Raw genomic sequence first — 22679 nt, 5'->3', positions numbered from 1 at the left:
TAGGTAAAATATATATTAAGAATAAGAAGTATTCCTTTTGTCTATAGAAAGGGTGAAGCACATGGATATCCGCCATTTAACATATTTCTTGGAAGTCGCCCGTTTAAAAAGTTTTACGAAGGCTTCCCAATCCCTTTATGTTTCTCAGCCGACGATATCAAAAATGATCAAAAATTTAGAAGAAGAGCTCGGAATTGAACTGTTTTACCGAAACGGCAGGCAGGTAGAACTGACTGATGCCGGCCATAGCATGTATGTGCAGGCGCAGGAAATCATTAAATCATTTCAAAACCTGACGTCAGAATTAAATGATATTATGGAAGTCAAGAAAGGGCACGTACGGATTGGACTGCCGCCGATGATTGGATCGGGGTTTTTCCCGAGAGTGCTCGGCGATTTCCGTGAAAACTATCCGAATGTCACCTTTCAGCTAGTCGAAGACGGTTCTATAAAAGTCCAAGAAGGTGTCGGGGACGGCTCTCTTGATATCGGCGTTGTGGTCCTTCCTGCAAACGAAGATATCTTTCATTCGTTTACAATCGTAAAAGAAACCTTAATGCTTGTCGTTCACCCTTCCCACCGGCTGGCTGATGAGAAAGAATGTCAGCTGCGTGAGTTGAAGGACGAGCCTTTTATTTTCTTCAGGGAGGATTTTGTCCTGCACAACCGAATTATGACGGAATGTATCAAGGCTGGGTTCCGGCCCCATATCATTTATGAAACATCACAATGGGATTTTATTAGTGAGATGGTATCAGCCAACCTTGGGATCGGGCTTTTGCCGGAACGGATCTGCCGCGGCCTTGACCCGGAAAAAGTGAAAGTCATTCCGCTTGTTGATCCGGTCATCCCTTGGCACCTCGCCATTATTTGGAGAAAGGACCGGTACTTGTCGTTTGCCGCCAGAGCTTGGCTCGAACATACGAAATCGTATTTATGGGACCCGAAAAAAGATAGTAAAGGATGATGCAAACATGGATGCACAATCAGCAGCAAAATGTCTTACGGCTGTCCGCCGGCACAGCCCACTGGTGCATAGCATAACCAACAATGTCGTAACGAATTTCACAGCAAACGGCCTGCTCGCCCTCGGCGCATCGCCCGTTATGGCGTACGCAAAAGAAGAGGTCGCCGATATGGCGAAAATTGCGGGTGCACTCGTTTTAAATATCGGAACACTGAGCAAGGAGTCAGTCGAAGCGATGATCATCGCGGGAAAATCAGCTAATGAACATGGCGTTCCCGTCATTCTTGATCCTGTCGGTGCCGGAGCAACACCGTTCCGAACTGAATCGGCACGTGACATCATTCGTGAGGTTCGCCTTGCTGCAATCAGAGGAAATGCGGCGGAAATTGCCCATACCGTCGGTGTGACGGATTGGCGGATCAAAGGTGTTGATGCGGGTGAAGGCGGAGGCGACATCATCCGGCTGGCTCAGCAAGCGGCACAAAAGCTAAATACGGTCATTGCGATTACTGGTGAAGTCGATGTCATTGCCGATACATCAAATGTATATACCCTTCATAACGGCCACAAGCTGCTGACAAAAGTGACAGGCGCCGGTTGCCTGTTGACTTCCGTCGTCGGTGCGTTTTGCGCTGTGGAAGAAAATCCATTGTTTGCTGCTATCGCGGCCATTTCCTCGTATGGAGTCGCAGCTCAGCTTGCCGCACAGCAGACGGCTGACAAAGGCCCTGGAAGCTTTCAGATTGAATTGTTGAACAAGCTTTCAACTGTTACTGAACAAGACGTCCAAGAATGGGCGACTATAGAAAGGGTGACTGTCTCATGACTCGTATTTCTCGGGAAATGATGAAAGAGTTTTTATCTGTTTACTTCATTATGGGGTCAAACAATACGAAAGCCGATCCTGTTGCAGTTGTACAAAAAGCGTTAAAAGGCGGTGCCACCCTGTACCAGTTCCGTGAAAAAGGCGGGGATGCGCTGACAGGAGAGGCTCGGATTGAATTTGCTGAAAAAGCGCAGGCAGCCTGCCGTGAAGCTGGTGTTCCGTTCATTGTCAATGATGATGTGGAATTGGCTCTGAAGCTGAAAGCTGACGGTATCCACATCGGCCAGGAAGACGCAAATGCGAAAGAGGTAAGAGCTGCCATAGGTGATATGATTCTCGGCGTTTCCGCTCATACGATGTCTGAGGTGAAGCAAGCCGAAGAAGACGGAGCGGATTATGTCGGGCTTGGGCCGATCTATCCGACTGAAACGAAAAAGGATACGAGAGCGGTACAGGGTGTATCTCTTATCGAAGCAGTGCGCCGTCAAGGCATCAGCATTCCAATTGTCGGCATCGGCGGCATCACAATAGATAATGCCGCACCTGTTATCCAAGCGGGGGCCGATGGTGTCAGTATGATCAGCGCCATCAGTCAGGCGGAGGATCCTGAGAGTGCTGCACGCAAGTTTCGTGAGGAAATTCAAACATATAAAACAGAAAGATAATCGTTCATCTTCCTTCAAAAGGCTGTTCTGTAAAAGGACAGCTTTTTTGCTTTCCATCAAGGTTTTCAGACCTTCAAATTTTAATTGACAAAGGACAGGAACTGGCTATGATTATGTTATACAATGATAATCATTTTCAATTATAGGAGGAACATGATGGCTCGGGGGCTGGCACTTATTCTATTCAGCTTGTTGATGGTTTTCGGTTTTGCGGCACATGCGGAAGATGATCCGATCGCCGCATTAATTCAATTAAACAAGCAAATGATCAAATCCGTAAAAGACGGGGATATGGATTCGGCACAACAAACGTTTGAAACCTTCAAGGCGAAGTGGAAAAAAGAAGAACCTTCTATTAAGAAGGAAAACCTTTCTTCTCACAGTGAAATGGACGCGAATATCGCGATGATTTCTCTTTCTTTTATCAATCAAGATACAGGCAAGCTCAAAACACAGCTTGAAGAGCTTTCGTCTCATTTAGAAACCTACCAGCAGGCTGTCGTACTGAAAAAGACATCCTCAGGTCAATCAAGGGCGTCCTTAACAGCCTATATACAAAGCTTGAAAGACACGAAGCAGTTCATAGAAAAAAAACAATTGGATGAAGCATCATCCGCAATCGACAATTTAGTTACATCCTGGCTCGCCGTTGAGGGAGACGTCGTTTCCCAATCGAAAGAAGCCTATACGACATCGGAGGAAAATCTGGCACTGATGAAGGCGGAGATCGGCAACCATCCCGAAAAGGTATCAAAGCAAATTGACGAAATGATTCAATTGCTCGAGCCGATCGCTTCAAGCAGCTACAGCTGGTGGGATGCGGCGCTGATCCCGATTCGTGAAGGAATGGAGGCCCTCCTTGTCATCGGAGCGCTATTAACCATGACAAAAAAAGCGCGGGTTACGCGTTCCTCGACATGGATCTGGGGCGGAGCGTCCGCCGGCATGGCTGTTTCCTTAGCAGCCGGCATCGGTGTCACGGTTCTGTTCTCCTCCAGTGTATTCGGAGAAAACAATTTCTTGCTTGGCGGCGTTACCGGCGTACTGTCCGCTGTCATGCTTTTGTATGTCGGGGTGTGGCTGCACAGAAATGCCTCAATGGATAAATGGAGAGAAAAAATCAATATCCAGAAGTCACAGGCACTAAAAAAACGAAGCCTGCTTTCCTTTGCGCTCATTGCATTTCTGGCAGTTGTAAGAGAAGGTCTCGAAACGGTCATCTTTTTCATCGGGCTTGTCGGGAAGCTCCCGCTCACTGAACTGATCGGCGGAACTGCCGCAGGGCTTATCGTTCTCGTCATCGTCGGTGTTCTGATGATCAAGCTCGGAATACGCATTCCATTGAAGCCGTTTTTTCTTCTATCAATGGCGGTTGTCCTGTATATGTGCGTGAAATTTCTCGGAACCGGCGTTCACAGCCTTCAACTGGCGGGCATTCTTCCGTCTGATGCAGAAAGCTGGCTGCCGTCTGTATCGGTGCTGGGAATTTATCCGTCTGTGTACAGCACGATTCCGCAAATGTTGATTTTACTCTTTTTACTGATTGCGCTTGTTTCAGAAGCGGCAAAACATTTTACAAACGGAAAGGAACTGACAAAATGAATTTCACAAAAATCGCTGTATCAGCCGGATGCATCCTTGCGCTGTGCGCAGGCTGCGGAGCCAATGACACATCTTCAACTAAAGAAAAAGCTTCATCTGAAAAAAGCGGGGTCACTAAAGAAATCACCGCATCCGTAAATAAAATGGAAACCATCATTTCCAAGCTGAATGACTCAGCGGAAAAAGGAGACCAAAAAGAGATTGAAAAGAAGGGGAAAGAGTTAAACAGCTACTGGCTTTCCTTTGAAAACGACATTCGCAGCGACTATCCATTCGAATATACAGAAATCGAAAAGCATCTTCAGCCAATCTACACAGAAGCGCAAAAAGACAAACCGGATACAGCAAAAATCAAGACAGAATCCGAGTCATTGAAAGCGTCCTTAGAAGACCTGACAGAAGCGAAGAAGAGCGGCAAAAAGGCTAGCGATCAGCTGGCAAAAGCAGCGGATGAGTATAAAGGCTATGTCAAAAAGCAGAGTGGCCAGCTTGTCAAAGCGACTGAAGCATTTATGAGTGCTGTGAAATCCGGCGATATCGAAAAATCTAAAACGTTATATGCGAAAGCGCGTGTTTATTACGAGCGTATCGAACCGATCGCTGAAAGCCTTGGAGATCTTGACCCGAAAATTGATGCACGAGAAAACGATGTTGAAGAAGGAGACAAATGGACAGGCTTCCACAAGCTTGAGAAGGCCATTTGGAAGGATCAAGATATTTCCGGGGAAAAGGCAACAGCTGACCAGCTTCTCAAGGATGTAAAAGAGCTTGACGGTTCAGTTAAATCACTGAAATTAACACCTGAACAAATTGTTGCAGGCGCGATGGAGCTTCTGAACGAAGCCGGAATTTCGAAAATCACGGGAGAAGAAGAGCGCTACTCACGAATTGATTTAGTGGACCTTATGGCAAATGTGGAAGGCTCCGAAGCCGTTTATCAAACAGTGAAAAGCGCGCTTGTAAAAGATCACTCCGACTTGACGGAAAAACTGGATACGGAGTTCAGCGAATTTGAAGTTTTAATGGCAAAATACAAAACAAATGATCAGTCCTATACGTCTTATGATAAATTAAGTGAAAAGCAAATCAGAGAGCTGAGCACAAAGCTGACGACTCTTTCTGAAACCATGTCGAAGATTGCGAATGTGCTATAAAAGGAGTTTTGTAACAGCATGAGCGATGAACAAAAAAAGCCAGAACAAATTCACAGACGGGACATTTTAAAATGGGGGGCAATGGCGGGGGCAGCCGTTGCGATCGGTGCCAGCGGACTCGGCGGACTCGCTCCGCTTGTGCAGACCGCGGCCAAGTCATCGAAAAAGGATGAAAAAGAGGATGATCAGGTCGTTCCGTTTTACGGAAAGCATCAGGCCGGAATCACAACTGCCCATCAGACGTATGTCTATTTTGCTGCACTGGATGTAACAGCAAAAGACAAAAGCGACATCATTACGTTATTTAGAAACTGGACAAGTCTCGCACAGATGCTGACGTCTGGCAAGAAAATGTCAGCTGAGCAGAGAAATCAGTATTTGCCGCCGCAGGATACAGGTGAGTCAGCAGATTTATCCCCTTCCAACTTAACGGTCACATTCGGATTTGGGCCTGGCTTTTTTGAAAAAGACGGAAAGGACCGCTTCGGGCTGAAAAGCAAAAAGCCGAAGCACCTAGCCGCTCTTCCAGCGATGCCCAATGACAACCTGGATGAAAAGCAGGGAGGCGGGGACATCTGCATTCAAGTGTGTGCAGACGACGAGCAAGTGGCGTTTCACGCGCTGCGTAACCTGCTAAATCAAGCGGTCGGCACTTGTGAGGTCCGCTTTGTGAACAAAGGCTTTTTAAGCGGAGGAAAAAATGGCGAAACACCGCGCAATCTCTTCGGGTTTAAAGATGGAACAGGCAACCAGAGCACGGAGGATGACAGCTTGATGAACTCGATCGTGTGGGTTCAGTCCGGTGAGCCTGACTGGATGACGGGCGGCACCTATATGGCTTTCCGGAAAATCAAAATGTTCCTTGAGATATGGGACCGCTCTTCCCTTAAGGACCAAGAGGATACCTTCGGCCGCACAAAAAGCTCAGGGGCGCCTTTTGGGCAGAAAAAAGAAACAGATCCCGTGAAGCTGAATCAAATTCCGTCTAATTCACACGTCAGTCTAGCGAAATCTACGGGAAAACAAATTTTGCGAAGAGCTTTCTCTTACACAGAAGGACTTGATCCGAAAACCGGCTATATGGATGCAGGTCTCCTGTTTATCAGTTTTCAAAAAAATCCCGACAATCAGTTTATCCCGATGCTGAAGGCTCTTTCAGCAAAGGATGCGTTAAACGAATATACACAAACAATCGGTTCTGCTTTATATGCATGCCCAGGCGGCTGCAAAAAAGGAGAATATATTGCCCAGCGTTTGCTGGAATCATAAAAGAAGCCTAAATCGGCTTCTTTATTTAAAAAACAGTTGTAACTTTAATTGTTACAGTTTAAAATCAATTTATACGAAAGGAGATTATCATGACAGTACACATTAAAGTTTATTCAGATTACGTCTGCCCATTTTGTTTCGTTGGAAAAGCCGCTTTTGAAGAAGCGATAAAAGGAAAGGATGTTGAAGTCGAGTGGATGCCGTTTGAACTGCGCCCAAGCCCATCTCCTCAGCTTGATCCGGTCAATGATCCTTCTAAACAGTACATGTGGCAGACATCTATTCAGCCAATGGCGGAGAAATTAGGGGTCGAGATCAATTTTCCAAACGTCTCGCCTCATCCGTATACAGACCTCGCGTTTGAAGGCTTCCATTTTGCGAAGGAATACAATAAAGGACATGAATACAACACCCGTGTCTTTCAGGCATTTTTCCAAGAGGGCCAAAATATCGGCGACATTGACATCTTGACGAAGCTCGCCGAGGAAGTGGGATTAGACGGTGCATCATTCAAATCAGCACTGGAAACAAGAACATATCAGGACGTGCAGCGCCAAGCCTTGAAGCACGCCTATGAAGAGGCTAACATCACAGCCGTTCCAACCTTTATTATCGGTGACACTGTAATTCCGGGTGCTGCCGGCAAGGATGTATTTGAAAAAGCGATTTCTGACGAGCAGAAGAAAAAGTAAGGAAAAAGCTCTCGATAAAGAGAGCTTTTTTTATTCCTGTTCCATATGGACGCCAGTATGCGCCTTCACCTGTATTTCCGCAAACGTATCTTCATCAATTGTTTTATCAGACGACAGCACCGTTCCGAGCCACGCGCCGAGAAAGCCGAGCGGGATGGAAATAATCCCTGGATTAGACAGCGGAATGAGCGGATCACCGGTAAAAATAGCACCTCCGGCCGGGTCCCACACACTAGGGCTCATCGATACCAGCACAAGCGCGCTGATCAGGCCTGTCAGGCTGCCCCATAAGGCGCCTGAGGCATTGAATCGTTTCCAGAAGACTGTAAACACAATCAGCGGAAGGTTTGCGCTGGCGGCTACCGCAAACGCGAGTGCAACAAGGAACGCCACATTTAAGGATTGTGCAAAAATCGCAAGGAGAATCGAGAGCACTGACACGGCGACAGAAGCCCATCTGGCCGCTTTCATCTGTTCTTTTTCAGTTGCTTCTCCCTTTCTGATGATCTGGCTGTAAATATCATGGGCAAATGCTGAGGCGGCAGACAGCACCAACCCTGTCACGACAGCCAAAATGGTGGCAAAGGCGATGGCTGATACAAACGCGAACAGAAAGTCTCCTCCGAGTGCTTTTGCTAAAAGCGGAGCCGCCATATTTCCCGCTTGATCAGCCGCCGTAATCGCGTCAAAACCGACAAATGCCGCGGCACCAAAGCCGAGAAACACCGTCATAATGTAAAACACACCGATAATCCATGTCGCTGACACAACGGATGTACGGGCCGTCTTGGCATCCTTAACGGTATAAAACCGGATCAATATATGCGGAAGCCCGGCGGTTCCCAGCACGAGTGCCAAGTTTAACGACAAGGTCTCAAGCGGCACCTTGTATTTATTTCCGGGGTTCAAAAAATCAGCGCCCAGCGGAGTAGCCGTTTTCATCTGTTCAAACATGGTATTAAGGCTAAAGCCGAATTTTGAAAACACGATAATCGAAATCACGAGTGTGCCGGCCATCAGCAAAACGGCTTTAATAATTTGAACCCAGCTTGTCGCGATCATGCCGCCAAACACGACATAAATGGTCATCAGCACTCCGACGATGAGGACAGCCGCGGTATAATCCAGCCCTAGAAGCAGTTTGATCAGCGCACCCGCCCCCACGAGCTGGGCGATCATATAAAAAGTAGAGATGGCAATGGTATTGAGAGCCGCGACACCGCGGATTTTCTTTTCTTTAAAGCGAGCGGCAATCATGTCTGCCATCGTGTACTTTCCAAGATTCCGAAGCGGCTCCGCCACGATGTACAAGACAACGAGATAAGCCACCAGAAAACCGATGCTGTAAAAGAAGCCATCAAATCCATATAACGCAATCATTCCGGCAATCCCGAGAAACGAGGCGGCAGACATGTAGTCACCGGCAATTGCCAGTCCATTCTGAACGCCGGTGAGCCCGCCGCCCGCCGTATAAAACTCACTCGTCGTTTTCGTCCGCTTCGCGGCAAAATACGTGATAATAAGCGTCAGGCCAACAATCGCCAAAAATAATAAAAAAGCAGTCATATTCATGTCTGTTCACCCTTCAGATCCTCTTTTAAAGCGCTTACATACTTATCGAAATGGGCGGCTCTCCGGGAATACACAGTACTCAGTATCCAGGTCATAGCGAATTGGGCGATGGCGAACAGCCAAGCCCATGAAACAGCTCCAATGGCCGGGGCATTCAAAAAGGTGAAATAAGATGTCAAAACAGGGAGTGAAAAATAAAAGACAAAAAAGAAAATCGCAGAAGGAACAATAAAAGCGCGTTTCTGCTTTAAAAAAGCTTGAAAAGACGGCGTTGCAGCAATCTGTTTATAATCAGCTTTGTACATGGCTTTCCTCCTTTTATTCGCTAAACGTAAGCAAAAAGGTACACCAATAGGTATGTACTGAAAGTCCGATTTATGCGTTGAACAATATCTGGAGGATGAAAAAAGAAGGAAGTCGTGAAGAGGTGAACACAGTGGTCTAAAGACAGGCGAAGGTTTTCAAGCTCGGCCGTGTATAAACGAGTTTGCTTTCAAAACCTCACCGAATGCAGCTTGTTCTCAGCAAAGCTGCTGTTTACCAGAGCACGGTTATCATGTTCGCATCACCTCTTTATGACAATGCATGTGCCAAGAGGTGATCGCATCACCGGCTGTCTGTCGTAGTTAGCTGACACACCGTTTGTCCTCAAGCTCAGCGCAGCGATTTGCTTTTGAATAGAGGATATGGTGAAAACTCAGATCAGGTGATAGAAAAGCCAGAGGTAAATAGATCCGCCTGTTCGGACTAGTCTTGCCGGACGGTTTTTTTGTGGTTTTTCTTTCTCGATGCTGTCTCAGATTCTAAAAACTGCCTCACATCATGAATGCCTAATCCAATGGATCTAGCTTCTTGAATTAACATATGCCAACCTTTGTCCAAATCTTTTTTAACATGAGTTTTCATAGTAACCTCCAATTGTATAAAATGTTTTCCTGCAACATGCGGGCAATAAAAGACAAGCCAGCGCGATGATGAGGCGAGTACAACAAATTTCACACATAGTTGCTCGGTGTTCACAAACTGAAGGAAAAACCACCTACCTATTCCCTAAAAAAATGACTAATATAACCAATGGACCTTATTTATAATAATAAACAATTAAATACTGACTGGATAGTATGTAAATGAAAATAAATCATTTAGCCTATTAAAAATGACCCCTGGGAAACCGAATAGCATAACCGTTCAAAGAAATAAATACCGCTAAAGATTGATCCGGTGTAAGATAAGGGTAATCATTACCGCCAGGAGAAAAATATGAAAAAAAACAAATTTCAAATTAAAAGAGAAGCAACATTTGAAAGTTTTATAGACGCTGGCGTGAATTTGTTGATTGACCGAGCGTATGATCCGGTTTCTGTAGAAGATATCAGCAGAGCCGCCGGGTACAGCAAAGGAGCATTTTATGTTCATTTTGTCAGCAAGGACGATTTTCTGCTGTACCTTCTCGAAAAACGTCAGATGAAAAAAAAGATCATTATAGGGTATCTTGATCAAATGGAGCGGGAGTCAGTGAAATCGCTGACATTGGACGAGGCTGCAAAACACGCTGCAGAACTGCTTTATTCCTATTACATAAATAAGCCGTCGTGGGACATCACCTCGTTTGCCATGAACATGCCGACATATAAAGTCTTAAAGAAATGCAAGGCCTATGTCCGGCTGTACGAATTGTGGGTGGAAGAAAATGTGTTATATATTAAGTGGCTGAAGGAGAGAAAGCTGATTGACGCCTGTATTGATCCTGAATATACGGCTAAAATAATATGTGCAGTCCTCGACGGAATCATCAAACAATCATATGTATTGGGCCAGCCAGCCACCTTCCGCAGCTTTTTAGACGCACTCTCGGTATTTTTTACTTTAGACAGAGAGCACGAGACGCCAAGAATTTTGAAAAGTTTTTCAGAAAGCGAGGAACATCAGTGAAGTATAGAGAAATAATTATGTATATCATTATGGGGGTTTTCACAACCATTGTGAATATCGCCAGCTTTTATATATTGGTAGAGATCATGAATGTGGATTACAAAGCCGCCACTGTTGCCGCTTGGATTTTGTCCGTGCTGTTTGCTTACATAACAAATAAATTATATGTGTTTCAGCAAAAAACACATGATCTGCAGAGCCTGCTGAAAGAGCTCACTGCTTTTTTCAGCGTTCGGGTCCTGTCTCTCGGCATAGATTTAGGCATGATGATCATTCTTGTCGGCCAGTTTAATACAAATGAAACCTTGGCCAAAATACTCGACAACGCGGTCATTGTTGTCGTCAACTATGTTGCGAGCAAATGGCTCGTCTTTAAAAAAACAAAAGAAGAAGGGGTATGAGAGGACTGCAGCATATGATCTGCCGTTTTCTATGAAGAAATAAGGGGAATAAAAAATAAAAACCAGAAAGGTGATTGCACATGCGGGAAGAGCTAAAGGGGATATTTGCAAGTGTATTCGGAGAAAAAGAGGGGTTACGGTTTTTTTTCGCACCTGGAAGAGTGAATCTGATTGGAGAACATACAGACTATAACGGCGGGCATGTATTTCCGTGCGCGCTGACAATGGGTACATATGCTGCTGTTGCAGAAAGAAACGACGGGCTTGTCCGGATGTATTCAGATAACTTTAGAAACGCAGGCATCAAGGAATGCAGCCTTGACGACATTCGCTATCAAAAAGAAGACGACTGGGCGAACTACCCAAAAGGCGTGATTTATGAATTTCAACAGAGGGGATATGCAGTTCCCCATGGCTTTGACATTGTATTTTCAGGGAATATTCCAAACGGGGCGGGGCTGTCGTCTTCCGCTTCTATTGAACTGCTGATGGGGGTCGTGCTCCAAAGCTATTTTCATCCTGAAGTAGATGCGCTTGAGCTTGTGAAAATGGCGCAGCATGCGGAAAACCATTTTATCGGCGTCAATTGCGGAATTATGGACCAATTTGCAATTGGAATGGGGAAAAAACATCATGCGATGCTGCTGAACTGCGACACGCTTGACTATGAATATAGCAAACTCAATGTCTCAGGCCTCGCGCTGGTCATCGCGAACACGAACAAAAAAAGGACATTGGCTGACTCAAGCTATAATACGAGACGCCAAGAATGCAATGATGCATTGCTTGATCTGCAAAAAGGCCTCAATATTGCCGCACTGGGTGACATCAAGCCTTCTGATTTCGATGCGCATTCCAGCCTGATCCAAAATGAAACGAACAGACGCCGGGCAAAGCACGCTGTATACGAAAATCATCGTGCTATTAAGACGGCCCATATGTTCAAAGAGAACAATATAGATGAAATCGGGCAGTTAATGAAGGAATCCCACCTTTCATTGAAGGATGACTATGAAGTAACATGCCCTGAACTTGATGAGCTTGTGTTTGCGGCATGGGATCACGAAGGTGTAATTGGATCAAGAATGACGGGAGCAGGCTTTGGCGGATGCACCATCAGCATTGTAAAAGATGAGTTCGTTGATGATTTTATTCAGAAGGTTGGAGACAGATATCAAGCAAAAACAGGGCTCCGAGCGGATTTTTATGTCGCGGATATCGGAGAGGGAGCGAGAGAACTAAAGGGGGAGTGACATATGAGCATTTTTGAACATCTGGAACAGCTGCTTGAGTATGGCCTGGAACGAAAATTGATTTCGATCTGGGATCGGGAATATACGAGAAACCGTCTTTATGAAGCGCTGGGCATCACACATCCCGAGCCGGTCTCCGGCATCTGCATCAAGCAGTCACAAAGCCTGCCGGACTTGCTCGCTCCCATCTATAAATGGGCTGCCGAAACCGGCCGAATGGAAGCGGATACAGATACGTACCGTGACCTGCTCAGCGCAAAGCTGATGGGCTGTTTTGTACCTGCTCCGTCAGAGGTCATTCGCAAATTTGAAGAGACAAAAGCATTATACGGCCCAAAACAGGCGACAAAGGAATTCTATCAATATTCAGAGGATGTCTATTATATACGGACTGACAGAATCGCCAAAAATGTTCATTGGACGGTGCCGACCGAATATGGCGAACTGGAAATGACCATTAACCTATCAAAGCCTGAAAAGGACCCGAAAGCGATTGCGGCTGCAAAAGAGCAGGAACAGACAAATTATCCGATGTGTTTGCTGTGTAAAGAAAATGTCGGGTTCGAGGGAAGCGTGAATCATCCAGCCCGGCAAAATCACAGAATCATTCCGGTCACCCTTGAGGACGAACAATGGTTCCTGCAATTCTCGCCATATGTCTATTATCCGGAGCACTGCATTGTCTTAAAAGGTGAACATGAACCGATGGAGATCAGCAAAAAAACATTTGAAAGGCTGCTGTCATTTCTCGGGCAGTATCCGCATTATTTTATCGGTTCAAACGCGGATCTGCCGATTGTCGGCGGCAGCATCCTAAGCCATGATCATTTCCAAGGCGGCGCGCATGATTTTCCAATGGCACGTGCAGAAGCGGAAGACGTTTATGAATTAAAAGATTATCCCGGCGTGTCGCTGGGCTTAGTGAAGTGGCCGATGTCTGTGCTCAGGCTTCAAGGAGACGAACCGGGTCATGTCGCCGAAGCTGCTGACCATATCTTCCGCACGTGGCAGACGTATTCCGATGAAAAAGCCGCCATTGCCGCCTATACAGGCGATACGCCCCATAATACGGTCACACCGATTGCGCGGCGCAGGGGAGGCTTGTACGAACTCGATATCGTACTGAGGAACAACCGGACGGATGAGGAGCATCCATTAGGGATATTTCATCCCCATAAGGAAGTTCACCATATTAAAAAAGAAAATATCGGCCTGATTGAGGTCATGGGATTGGCGATATTGCCGGGCCGCTTACAGGAGGAAATGAAAGAAACGGCAGCGGCGCTATGCTCTGCTGATCCGAAAACAGCTTTAGAACAAAATCCGCTCACGGCAAAACATAGTGAGTGGGCTATTCGGATGATGGAAAAAAGAACCATAGCAAAAGAGAATGCAGATCTAGTCATAAAAGAAGAGCTGGGACATGTATTCGCTCGCATTCTTGAACACGCCGGTGTGTTTAAACAGACAACAGAAGGAAAACAGGCCTTCAGAAGGTTTATCGACCAGTTGGGCGTCAAACCAGTCAAAAGCCTCAACCGCTAGGGTTGAGGCTTTTTCGATTTTTATGGCAAAACAAACACCCAAAGCGCTAACGCTTCGGGTGCTGCTGCTTTTATCCTCTTTTTCTGGTTAACAGGCTTACTAGAAAGACAACAATGGCTGCACCGATTACCGCTGGAATAATGGCAAATCCGGCTAGGTGCGGCCCCCATGTTCCAAGCAGCCCGTGTCCGATCCAGGCGCCAATAAGACCTGCGATCATAGACCCGATAATTCCTCCGGGCATATCTCCTTTTACAAACAGGCTTCCAAGCCATCCGATAATAATAGCGACGATAAGTGAAATAAGAAAACTCATCATGCAACACATCCTATTTTTTATTTATTTGCTTATATCATTCCTCTTTTTTGTATAAGATAAACAACTGGATGCTCTCATTAAAAAATACGGACAATTCAGAGCATATTGGCTCTTCATTGCGCCTTTTCTTTCAATATTTGATGCGTTAAAATGGTAACCGTGTGAAAAGATGCTAGACAAGGAAAAAATAATTCCTATCTAGAAAGTTTAACAAAATGAAATTTTTGATTGACCTAAGTTTTTTATTGTGGTAAACCTTTATTTGTCAGAATTAGTTCTTCATCATCTTTTCTTTACTTATATGCGGAAATAACTAGAAACTTTTCATCTTAAGCGATAGATGTGAATAAAGTTGGAGCAATTTTTGTCGATTTTATGACATTTAAGCGAAAATGGGATGAAGTTTATAAAAAAATAAAGCTAATAAGTGAAGTTTTTGATAGCATAACAAAGTAGAGAAAAGATTTTGAGGAAGTATGCACTTCAGATTTATTACATCAATAGGAAGGATGGTGATCTTCTTGTTCAGAGCATTAAAACCGTTGCTTGTATTAGCGCTGTTAACTGTGGTTTTCGTCCTTGGGGGATGCAGCAATGCTTCAGTACTAGATCCGAAAGGACCTGTAGCTGAACAGCAAAGTGATTTAATCCTGTTATCTATCGGATTTATGCTGTTTATCGTCGGGGTCGTCTTTGTTCTATTTACCATTATTTTAGTAAAATACCGCGACCGTAAAGGCAAAGATAATGGATCTTATAACCCAGAAATTCACGGTAACACGTTTTTAGAAGTAGTCTGGACAGTGATCCCAATTTTAATCGTCATTGCACTTTCTGTGCCAACAGTACAGACGATATATTCGTTAGAAAAAGCTCCTGAAGCAACAAAAGATAAAGAGCCTCTTGTTGTTTATGCTACTTCGGTAGACTGGAAATGGGTATTCAGCTACCCTGAACAGGATATTGAAACGGTCAACTACTTAAACATTCCTGTCGACCGCCCGATCTTGTTCAAAATCTCATCTGCAGATTCAATGGCTTCGCTATGGATTCCTCAGCTTGGAGGGCAAAAATATGCGATGGCAGGAATGCTGATGGATCAATACTTACAGGCTGACAAAGTGGGTACTTACGAAGGCCGCAACGCGAACTTCACAGGTGAACATTTTGCAGACCAAGAGTTTGATGTGAATGCAGTTACAGAAAAAGACTTTAACAGCTGGGTGAAAAAGACTCAGAACGAGGCTCCTAAGCTGACAAAAGAGAAGTATGATGAATTGATGCTTCCTGAAAATGTGGACGAATTAACGTTCTCTTCTACTCACTTGAAATACGTTGATCACGGACAAGACGCTGAGTACGCGATGGAGGCGCGCAAACGCCTTGGCTATCAAGCCGTTTCACCGCACTCTAAAACAGATCCGTTTGAAAACGTAAAGAAAAACGAATTTAAGAAGTCTGATGATACAGAAGAATGATATTGATCAGGAAAGGAGGAAGCCTGCATGAAATTCAAATGGGACGAATTTTTCGTAACTGGTGACCCATTAATTCTGGGCGCACAAGTTTCCATTGCGCTTTCAACCATTGCCATTATTTTTGTACTGACTTACTTCAAAAAGTGGAAATGGCTGTGGTCTGAATGGATAACTACTGTTGACCATAAAAAACTCGGAATCATGTACATTATATCTGCTGTAATTATGTTATTCCGCGGCGGTGTCGACGGTCTGATGATGCGTGCCCAGCTAGCGCTTCCGAATAACAGTTTTTTAGACTCAAACCACTATAATGAAATTTTTACAACTCACGGTACAATCATGATCATCTTCATGGCGATGCCGTTCTTAATCGGTCTTATTAACGTTGTTGTGCCTCTTCAAATCGGTGCCCGCGACGTTGCGTTCCCTTACTTGAACAACCTGAGCTTCTGGACGTTCTTTGTAGGGGCGATGCTTTTCAATATTTCTTTCGTTATCGGAGGTTCTCCGAACGCAGGCTGGACGAGTTATATGCCGCTTGCAAGTAACGACATGAGCCCTGGGCCGGGTGAGAACTACTACCTCCTCGGACTTCAGATTGCCGGTATAGGTACCCTGATGACAGGGATCAACTTTATGGTAACAATCTTAAAAATGAGAACAAAAGGCATGACATTAATGCGTATGCCAATGTTCACATGGACAACACTGATCACAATGGTTATTATCGTGTTTGCGTTCCCTGTACTTACAGTAGCATTAGCACTTTTATCATTTGATCGTTTGTTCGGCGCTCACTTTTTCACATTGGAAGCAGGCGGTATGCCGATGCTTTGGGCTAACTTGTTCTGGATTTGGGGACATCCTGAAGTATATATCGTTATACTTCCGGCGTTTGGTATTTTCTCAGAAATCATCTCAAGCTTTGCAAGAAAACAATTGTTTGGTTACAAAGCGATGGTTGGTTCTATTATCGCCATCTCTGTATTGAGTTTCTTAGTTTGGACTCACCACTTCTTCACAATGGGGAACAGTGCGTCCGTTAACTCATTCTTCTCAATTACGACAATGGCAATCTCAATACCAACCGGGGTTAAAATCTTTAACTGGCTCTTTACAATGTATAAAGGCCGAATCAGCTTTACAACACCTATGCTGTGGGCGCTTGCGTTCATTCCTAACTTCGTTATCGGCGGGGTTACAGGGGTTATGCTTGCGATGGCAGCAGCGGATTATCAATACCATAATACGTACTTCCTTGTATCTCACTTCCACTATGTGCTGATCGCGGGTACTGTATTTGCTTGTTTCGCCGGATTTATTTTCTGGTATCCAAAAATGTTCGGCCACAAGCTGAACGAAAGAATCGGAAAATGGTTCTTCTGGATCTTTATGATCGGGTTCAATATTTGTTTCTTCCCGCAATATTTCTTGGGGCTTCAAGGCATGCCTCGCCGTATTTACACATACGGACCGAACGACGGCTGGACAACATTGAACTTTATCTCAACTGTCGGAGCTTTCATGATGGGTGTAGGATTCTTAATCCTTTGCTATAACATCTACTACAGCTTCCGTTACTCTACTCGTGAAATCAGCGGAGATTCATGGGGTGTGGGACGTACGCTTGATTGGGCGACTTCTTCTGCGATTCCGCCGCATTACAACTTTGCGGTGCTTCCTGAAGTCAAATCTCAAGATGCATTCCTGCATATGAAAGAAGAAAAAACTGAATTATACCCTGAAAGCAAATTCAAGAAAATCCATATGCCAAGCAACTCAGGCAGACCGTTCTTTATGTCTGTTGCCTTCGGTCTCGCTGGCTTTGGACTGGTATTTGAATGGTACTGGATGGGCGTAGTCGGATTGATCGGAGTCCTGCTCTGCATGGTTCTGCGTTCATTCGAATACGACAACGGCTACTACATTAGTGTTGATGAAATAAAAGAGACGGAAAGAAAGATTTCCGAATAAGGAGGCGTGAGTTATGGAACATGCAGAACACGGCAATTCTAACGCGCCTATGGAATATCAATCTGAAACCGGCAGACTTAATATTCTCGGGTTTTGGATCTTTTTAGGGGCAGAAATTGTGTTGTTCTCAACACTATTTGCAACCTTCTTCGTTCTTAAAAACAGAACAGCTGGAGGTGTCTTGCCAGACGAACTATTTGAAGTCAATCTGGTAATGATTATGACGTTCTTGCTGCTGATCAGCAGCTTTACCTGCGGGATCGCTGTTCATGAAATGCGCCGCGGAAGTTTAAAAGGTGTAGTCATTTGGACAATTATCACTCTTCTTCTCGGTGCCGGCTTCGTCGGATGCGAGATCAACGAGTTTGTTCACTATGTACATGAAGGAGCGGCTCTCAGTACAAGTGCGTTCTGGTCTGGATTCTTTGTTTTACTTGGAACTCACGGAACTCACGTAACAATCGGGATTTTCTGGATCACAGGAATTCTGATTCAGTTGAAGAAACGCGGCTTAACTCCGCAAACTTCATCTAAAATCTTTATCTCAAGCTTGTACTGGCACTTCTTAGATGTTGTATGGATTTTCATCTTTACAGGTGTCTATCTCATGGGATTGGGGGGTCTGTAAAATGGCAAACAAATCTGCTGAACACAGTCACTTTCCATGGAAACACATTGTAGGTTTTATCCTGTCTATCGTTTTGACCCTGCTGGCTCTATGGGTTGCAGTGTATACTGACCTGAGCTCATCAGCAAAACTTTGGATAATCTTCGGCTTCGCCTTCATTCAGGCGGCGCTGCAGCTTCTCATGTTCATGCATATGACAGAGAGCGAAAACGGCACGATCCAAGTCGGAAACACGCTGTTCGGATTCTTTGGCGCGATCGTTATCGTACTTGGATCCATCTGGATTTTTGCGGCTCACTATCACCATGGTGACCATATGGACGGAAATCCTCCTGGAGGCGCTGAACACTCAGAGCATTCAGGCCATAACGAATAATACAAAAACCCTCTTCATTGGAAGAGGGTTTTTTGCTGTCTTCAGCTGCTTCGCTTTCTGCGAAGATACGGAAGGCCGTAAATGATAAATGCGGCGATATGAGCGACAATGACGTTGACGGCAAACAAGATAATCATGAGAGTGTGTCCTAGTGGAGAAAGGCTTTCTGTTGCGTAAAAGAAGAAGAATACCCACATTAAGATGATTGGCGGAATAGCTGAGAGTGCGACTTTTTTGTTATCAAGCCAAATAAAGAGAGGCGTTGCGCTGGCAACCAATAAGTAAGCAAAAAACATGTCCATCATACCCGTCTCCTTTCATTTTGTGATAACGTTTACAAAAATGAAATAGAGGAACTGAGTTGTGTCTGTTTTGTGATTGTTTTTTGAACATTCTGTTACAATTATTATACCATGTTTTCCAGAAATTGATACGTGTTTTTGCAGAAATGGACTGGATCTATCGTCTTATTTTTTTCGTTCAATATGCTAGGAGAATGTATGGGCATGGGGCTCTGAATTTTTAGCTGTTTCTATATGAGGTATCACATTATTTGGGAACATAACACATTATCGCATTCGTTTTTTAACAAATTCTTTTGGTATGGCGTTTTTTTCATTTGAAAAGTTTTGTGTCAATCGAAACATTTCGGTTTATGATACGTCATATTTCGTGTAGCTGAAAAAGCGCTGCAAATGCTGAAAAAACATAAAAGGAAGCGAGCTTCACGTGTCATCTTGAACGTGGTTCATGTATAATAAACATTAGTGATTTTCCGATGAAAATGTAAGGCGGGATAGAATGAGTCGATATAAGAAACAGCAAAGCCCCTTTTACCAGGGGGATTTGATTTTTATATTTGGTGTGTTTTTTATTATAAGCGTAGTATCAATTTATGCTGCCGGTCAGTTTGGGCAGTATGGGAACACGGATTGGATTCAGCAAATTGTGTTTTATTTTTTGGGGGCTGTTGCCATTACAGTTCTTTTGTACTTTGATTTAGAACAGCTTGAAAAGTTAAGTTTATATATTTTTATCATTGGTATTTTATCTTTGATTATTCTTAAAATCAGTCCCGAGTCTATTGCACCTGTTATTAAAGGGGCAAAAAGTTGGTTTAGGATCGGTAGAATAACAATACAGCCGTCAGAGTTTATGAAGGTTGGTTTGATTATGATGCTTGCTTCAGTTATTGGAAAAGCTAATCCTAAAGGAGTTCGGACGCTTAGGGATGATATCCACTTGTTATTAAAGATTGCGGGTGTCGCAGTTATTCCTGTAGGTCTTATCCTGATGCAGGATGCTGGGACTGCGGGAATATGTATGTTTATCGTTCTTGTAATGGTTTTTATGTCAGGGATAAATTGGAAATTGATTGCGATCATAGCTGGTTCAGGTATCTTACTCATTTCATTAATTTTATTAGTAATGATAAACTTTCCTGACGTTGCTAAATCAGTTGGAATACAGGATTATCAAATTAAGCGGGTCACTTCTTGGGTGTCTGCTTCAAATGAGACACAGGAAGATTCAAATGACAGCTGGCAAGTTGACCAGGCCATCATGGCAATAGGATCTGGTGGTATTTTAGGTAATGGTATTTCTAATTTGAAGGTTTATGTTCCAGAGAGTACGACTGACTTTATCTTTTCTATAATAGGTGAGTCATTTGGCTTTATAGGCTGTGCAATTGTTGTCATCATGTTCTTCTTTTTAATCTACAGGCTTGTTGTTCTGATAGACAAAATACATCCGTTTAACCGTTTCGCTTCTTTCTTTTGCGTTGGCTATACGGCGTTAATTGTGATCCACACATTCCAGAATATCGGAATGAACATTGGAATTATGCCTGTTACCGGGATTCCGTTGCTGTTTGTCAGCTATGGGGGAAGTTCGACCCTTTCCACGTTAATCGGATTTGGGATTGTATATAATGCAAGTGTGCAGCTGACGAAATACAGAAGTTATCTTTTTAATTCTTAATATGCAGACAGCCTTTACAGAGGCTGTCTTTTTTTTGTGCAGAGCATTTCACTTTTGAGATCACTTTTTTTCGGATATGATAAAAAGTGATAAGGAGGTTCTTGTGATGAATAACACAATCGAAACCATTTTGAATCATCGGTCAATCCGGTCTTTTACTGATCAGCTTTTGACAGCTGAAGAAATTGATACATTAGTGAAAAGTGCGCAGGCTGCGTCTACATCCAGCTATGTGCAGGCATATTCGATTATCGGGGTTTCTGATCCTGAGAAAAAACGCGAGCTGTCCGTGCTTGCTGGGAATCAGCCTTACGTTGAGAAGAACGGACACTTTTTTGTATTTTGTGCGGATTTGTACCGCCATCAACAACTGGCTGAGGAAAAAGGTGAACATATTTCTGAGCTGCTCGAGAATACAGAAATGTTTATGGTTAGCTTGATTGATGCGGCGCTGGCAGCGCAAAATATGAGCATTGCCGCTGAATCCATGGGGCTTGGCATTTGCTATATCGGCGGCATTCGGAATGAACTGGACAAGGTGACAGAGGTGCTGCAAACGCCTGACCATGTGCTCCCGCTTTTCGGACTGGCAGTAGGCCATCCTGCGAACCTTTCCGGCAAAAAACCGAGATTGCCAAAGCAGGCCGTTTATCATGAGAATACGTATAATGTGAACACAGACGATTTCCGTCATACTATGAATACGTATGACAAAACCATTTCTGATTACTATAGAGAAAGAACAAACGGGCAGCGGGAAGAAACGTGGTCCGATCAAATACTGAACTTTATGAAGCAAAAGCCGCGTACGTATTTAAATGACTACGTGAAAGAAAAGGGCTTTAATAAAAACTAAAGCAAACCTCTCCGTCTGGAGGGGTTTTTATGTTTCACGTGTAACATATTCCGACAAATAGGGACAGGCTTTCACAAATAAATGGCGAATGATAGGGAACACTGATAAGCAGTGTGAGCGGCTTTGGAGAAAAAATAGAAGATCAGTGATACGATGAGGATGAGGTGGTAGGGATGGTTTCATTAAGTATATTAGATCAATCTCCAGTATCAGAGGGCAGCAATGCAGAAACGGCCTTACAGCAAACCGTTGCGCTTGCCCAAGCTGCTGAGGACCTTGGATATAAGAGATTTTGGGTTTCTGAGCATCACTTTTCAAAACGTCTGGCAGGGTCCAGTCCTGAGGTGCTAATCAGTCATATAGCAGCGAAAACAAAGCGAATCCGTGTTGGATCAGGAGGAGTCATGCTGCCGCATTACAGTGCTTATAAAGTAGCTGAAAACTTTCGTGTTCTGGAGGGGCTGACACCAGGAAGAATTGACCTGGGGCTTGGCAGAGCACCGGGGGGAATGCCGATTGCATCATGGGCGCTGAATGACGGCGGTAAGCGCAATGCTGATCAGTATCCGCAGCAAATCAAGGAGTTGACCATGTATTTGCATGATTTGGCGGATGATAAACACCGTTTTCCGAATCTGACGGCTGCGCCGCATATTTCAACGGCTCCGGATGTGTGGCTGCTCGGCTCATCTGGAGAAAGCGCGCTGCTCGCAGCTGAATCTGGCGCTGGCTATATGTTTGCCCATTTTATCAATGGAGAGGGCGGAGAGGGTACTGTCAGACAGTATAAGAGGCGATTCAAACCGTCTGTGTTAGGAGATACGCCTCGAGCGGCAGTTGCTGTTTTTGTTCTTTGTGCTGACACGGAGAAGAAGGCAGATGAGCTTGGGGCTGTGCTTGATTTTACACTTTTGGCGGGAGAGCAGGGTATTCCTTTAGAGGGAGTTCCTTCGTATGAAGCTGTTCGGAAAAATACGTATTCTCCTTATGAACAGAGACGAATTGCTGATAATCGAAATCGAATGATTGTTGGTACGAAAGAACAGGTTAAGGAGCGGCTGCTAGCTTTGAGTAAAGCGTATGAAACAGAGGAAATCATGGTGGTGACCATCACGCATCATTTTGAAGATAAGCTCCGATCGTATCGCTTATTGCAGGAGGCGTTTGCTGACTGATCTTTAAAA

At 44.5% G+C, this 22679-nt stretch carries 23 protein-coding genes; 18 read left to right on the top strand and 5 right to left on the bottom strand.

Annotated elements, in window-relative coordinates; genetic code table 11:
- Positions 1-61 precede the first annotated feature (61 nt).
- The 7 genes from cidR (at position 62) to CW370_RS12295 (ending at position 7175) form a co-directional block, all read left to right on the top strand.
- Positions 62-967 (top strand): cidABC operon transcriptional activator CidR, encoded by a 906-nt coding sequence (gene cidR / locus CW370_RS12325; protein WP_003227377.1) that lies wholly within the window; start codon positions 62-64, stop codon positions 965-967.
- Positions 968-974: 7 nt separating this feature from the next.
- Positions 975-1793: a hydroxyethylthiazole kinase gene (thiM, locus tag CW370_RS12320; protein ID WP_024571773.1), complete on the top strand. Its 819-nt coding sequence runs from the start codon at positions 975-977 to the stop codon at positions 1791-1793.
- Positions 1790-2458 (top strand): thiamine phosphate synthase, encoded by a 669-nt coding sequence (gene thiE / locus CW370_RS12315; RefSeq protein WP_024571774.1) that lies wholly within the window; start codon positions 1790-1792, stop codon positions 2456-2458. The genes thiM and thiE overlap by 4 nt, the downstream gene beginning before the upstream one ends.
- A gap of 156 nt (positions 2459-2614) precedes the next feature.
- Complete coding sequence (gene efeU, locus CW370_RS12310) at positions 2615-4060, top strand: ferrous ion permease EfeU (protein WP_024571775.1); 1446 nt, start codon at positions 2615-2617, stop codon at positions 4058-4060.
- Positions 4057-5214: an iron uptake system lipoprotein EfeM gene (gene efeM / locus CW370_RS12305; protein WP_024571776.1), complete on the top strand. Its 1158-nt coding sequence runs from the start codon at positions 4057-4059 to the stop codon at positions 5212-5214. The genes efeU and efeM overlap by 4 nt, the downstream gene beginning before the upstream one ends.
- Positions 5215-5232: 18 nt before the next feature.
- Complete coding sequence (gene efeB / locus CW370_RS12300) at positions 5233-6483, top strand: iron uptake transporter deferrochelatase/peroxidase subunit (protein WP_101169662.1); 1251 nt, start codon at positions 5233-5235, stop codon at positions 6481-6483.
- Positions 6484-6572: 89 nt separating this feature from the next.
- Complete coding sequence (locus tag CW370_RS12295; protein WP_024573570.1) at positions 6573-7175, top strand: DsbA family oxidoreductase; 603 nt, start codon at positions 6573-6575, stop codon at positions 7173-7175.
- 30 nt (positions 7176-7205) lie between these two features.
- Here CW370_RS12295 and CW370_RS12290 read toward each other — a convergent pair whose 3' ends face one another.
- From CW370_RS12290 to slrA, 3 genes are all read right to left on the bottom strand, one after another.
- Positions 7206-8747, bottom strand: a complete 1542-nt coding sequence (locus CW370_RS12290; RefSeq protein ID WP_003227390.1) for a solute symporter family protein — start codon at positions 8745-8747, stop codon at positions 7206-7208.
- Positions 8744-9052: a DUF485 domain-containing protein gene (locus CW370_RS12285; protein WP_003227392.1), complete on the bottom strand. Its 309-nt coding sequence runs from the start codon at positions 9050-9052 to the stop codon at positions 8744-8746. Before CW370_RS12285 ends, CW370_RS12290 begins: the two co-directional genes overlap by 4 nt.
- A 442-nt stretch (positions 9053-9494) precedes the next feature.
- Positions 9495-9653 (bottom strand): transcriptional regulator SlrA, encoded by a 159-nt coding sequence (gene slrA, locus CW370_RS12280; protein ID WP_003243648.1) that lies wholly within the window; start codon positions 9651-9653, stop codon positions 9495-9497.
- Positions 9654-10007: 354 nt separating this feature from the next.
- Here slrA and slrC point away from each other — a divergent pair, with 354 nt between their 5' ends.
- The 4 genes from slrC to galT all read left to right on the top strand — a co-directional run bounded on the left by slrC (position 10008) and on the right by galT (position 13878).
- Entirely contained in the window at positions 10008-10679 is a 672-nt protein-coding gene (gene slrC, locus CW370_RS12275) for a transcriptional regulator SlrC (protein WP_014478350.1), read from the top strand.
- 17 nt (positions 10680-10696) lie between these two features.
- Positions 10697-11080 carry a GtrA family protein gene (locus CW370_RS12270; RefSeq protein WP_003227398.1) on the top strand — a complete coding sequence of 128 codons (384 nt, stop codon included), beginning with the start codon at positions 10697-10699 and terminating at the stop codon, positions 11078-11080.
- An 80-nt stretch (positions 11081-11160) separates the two neighbouring features.
- On the top strand, positions 11161-12333 hold the full coding sequence (locus CW370_RS12265) for a galactokinase (protein ID WP_024572479.1): 1173 nt from the start codon (positions 11161-11163) through the stop codon (positions 12331-12333).
- A gap of 3 nt (positions 12334-12336) precedes the next feature.
- On the top strand, positions 12337-13878 hold the full coding sequence (gene galT, locus CW370_RS12260) for a UDP-glucose--hexose-1-phosphate uridylyltransferase (RefSeq protein WP_024572480.1): 1542 nt from the start codon (positions 12337-12339) through the stop codon (positions 13876-13878).
- 70 nt (positions 13879-13948) lie between these two features.
- Here the strand turns inward: galT and CW370_RS12255 are convergent, their stop codons facing one another.
- Positions 13949-14194: a GlsB/YeaQ/YmgE family stress response membrane protein gene (locus CW370_RS12255; protein ID WP_009968363.1), complete on the bottom strand. Its 246-nt coding sequence runs from the start codon at positions 14192-14194 to the stop codon at positions 13949-13951.
- Between the two features lie 515 nt (positions 14195-14709).
- On the opposite strand from CW370_RS12255, the gene qoxA reads away from it, so the two are divergent.
- Genes qoxA through qoxD form a run of 4 tightly spaced genes read left to right on the top strand, consistent with a single transcriptional unit; the run spans position 14710 to position 18656 of the window.
- Positions 14710-15675, top strand: a complete 966-nt coding sequence (gene qoxA, locus CW370_RS12250) for a cytochrome aa3 quinol oxidase subunit II (protein WP_010886637.1) — start codon at positions 14710-14712, stop codon at positions 15673-15675.
- A gap of 27 nt (positions 15676-15702) precedes the next feature.
- Positions 15703-17652: a cytochrome aa3 quinol oxidase subunit I gene (gene qoxB, locus CW370_RS12245; protein ID WP_003227407.1), complete on the top strand. Its 1950-nt coding sequence runs from the start codon at positions 15703-15705 to the stop codon at positions 17650-17652.
- Between the two features lie 13 nt (positions 17653-17665).
- Complete coding sequence (gene qoxC / locus CW370_RS12240) at positions 17666-18280, top strand: cytochrome aa3 quinol oxidase subunit III (protein WP_003227409.1); 615 nt, start codon at positions 17666-17668, stop codon at positions 18278-18280.
- A gap of 1 nt (position 18281) precedes the next feature.
- A complete protein-coding gene (gene qoxD, locus CW370_RS12235) occupies positions 18282-18656 on the top strand; it encodes a cytochrome aa3 quinol oxidase subunit IV (protein WP_003227410.1) in 375 nt (124 codons plus the stop codon).
- A 41-nt stretch (positions 18657-18697) separates the two neighbouring features.
- On the opposite strand, the gene ywcE is transcribed toward qoxD, so the two are convergent.
- A complete protein-coding gene (gene ywcE, locus CW370_RS12230; RefSeq protein ID WP_003227411.1) occupies positions 18698-18961 on the bottom strand; it encodes a spore morphogenesis/germination protein YwcE in 264 nt (87 codons plus the stop codon).
- Positions 18962-19457: 496 nt separating this feature from the next.
- On the opposite strand from ywcE, the gene rodA reads away from it, so the two are divergent.
- The 3 genes from rodA to CW370_RS12215 all read left to right on the top strand — a co-directional run bounded on the left by rodA (position 19458) and on the right by CW370_RS12215 (position 22670).
- Entirely contained in the window at positions 19458-20639 is a 1182-nt protein-coding gene (gene rodA, locus CW370_RS12225; RefSeq protein WP_015250943.1) for a cell shape-determining peptidoglycan glycosyltransferase RodA, read from the top strand.
- Positions 20640-20745: 106 nt separating this feature from the next.
- On the top strand, positions 20746-21495 hold the full coding sequence (gene nfsA, locus CW370_RS12220; protein ID WP_014478349.1) for an oxygen-insensitive NADPH nitroreductase: 750 nt from the start codon (positions 20746-20748) through the stop codon (positions 21493-21495).
- Between the two features lie 173 nt (positions 21496-21668).
- Complete coding sequence (locus CW370_RS12215) at positions 21669-22670, top strand: LLM class flavin-dependent oxidoreductase (RefSeq protein ID WP_024572483.1); 1002 nt, start codon at positions 21669-21671, stop codon at positions 22668-22670.
- Positions 22671-22679 lie beyond the last annotated feature (9 nt).

The organism is Bacillus sp. SN32, assembly GCF_002837495.1.
In the GTDB taxonomy this organism is placed as follows: domain Bacteria; phylum Bacillota; class Bacilli; order Bacillales; family Bacillaceae; genus Bacillus; species Bacillus subtilis.
Note: the sequence above shows the minus strand (reverse complement) of the source record. Positions and strands in the feature narration are given on the sequence as shown.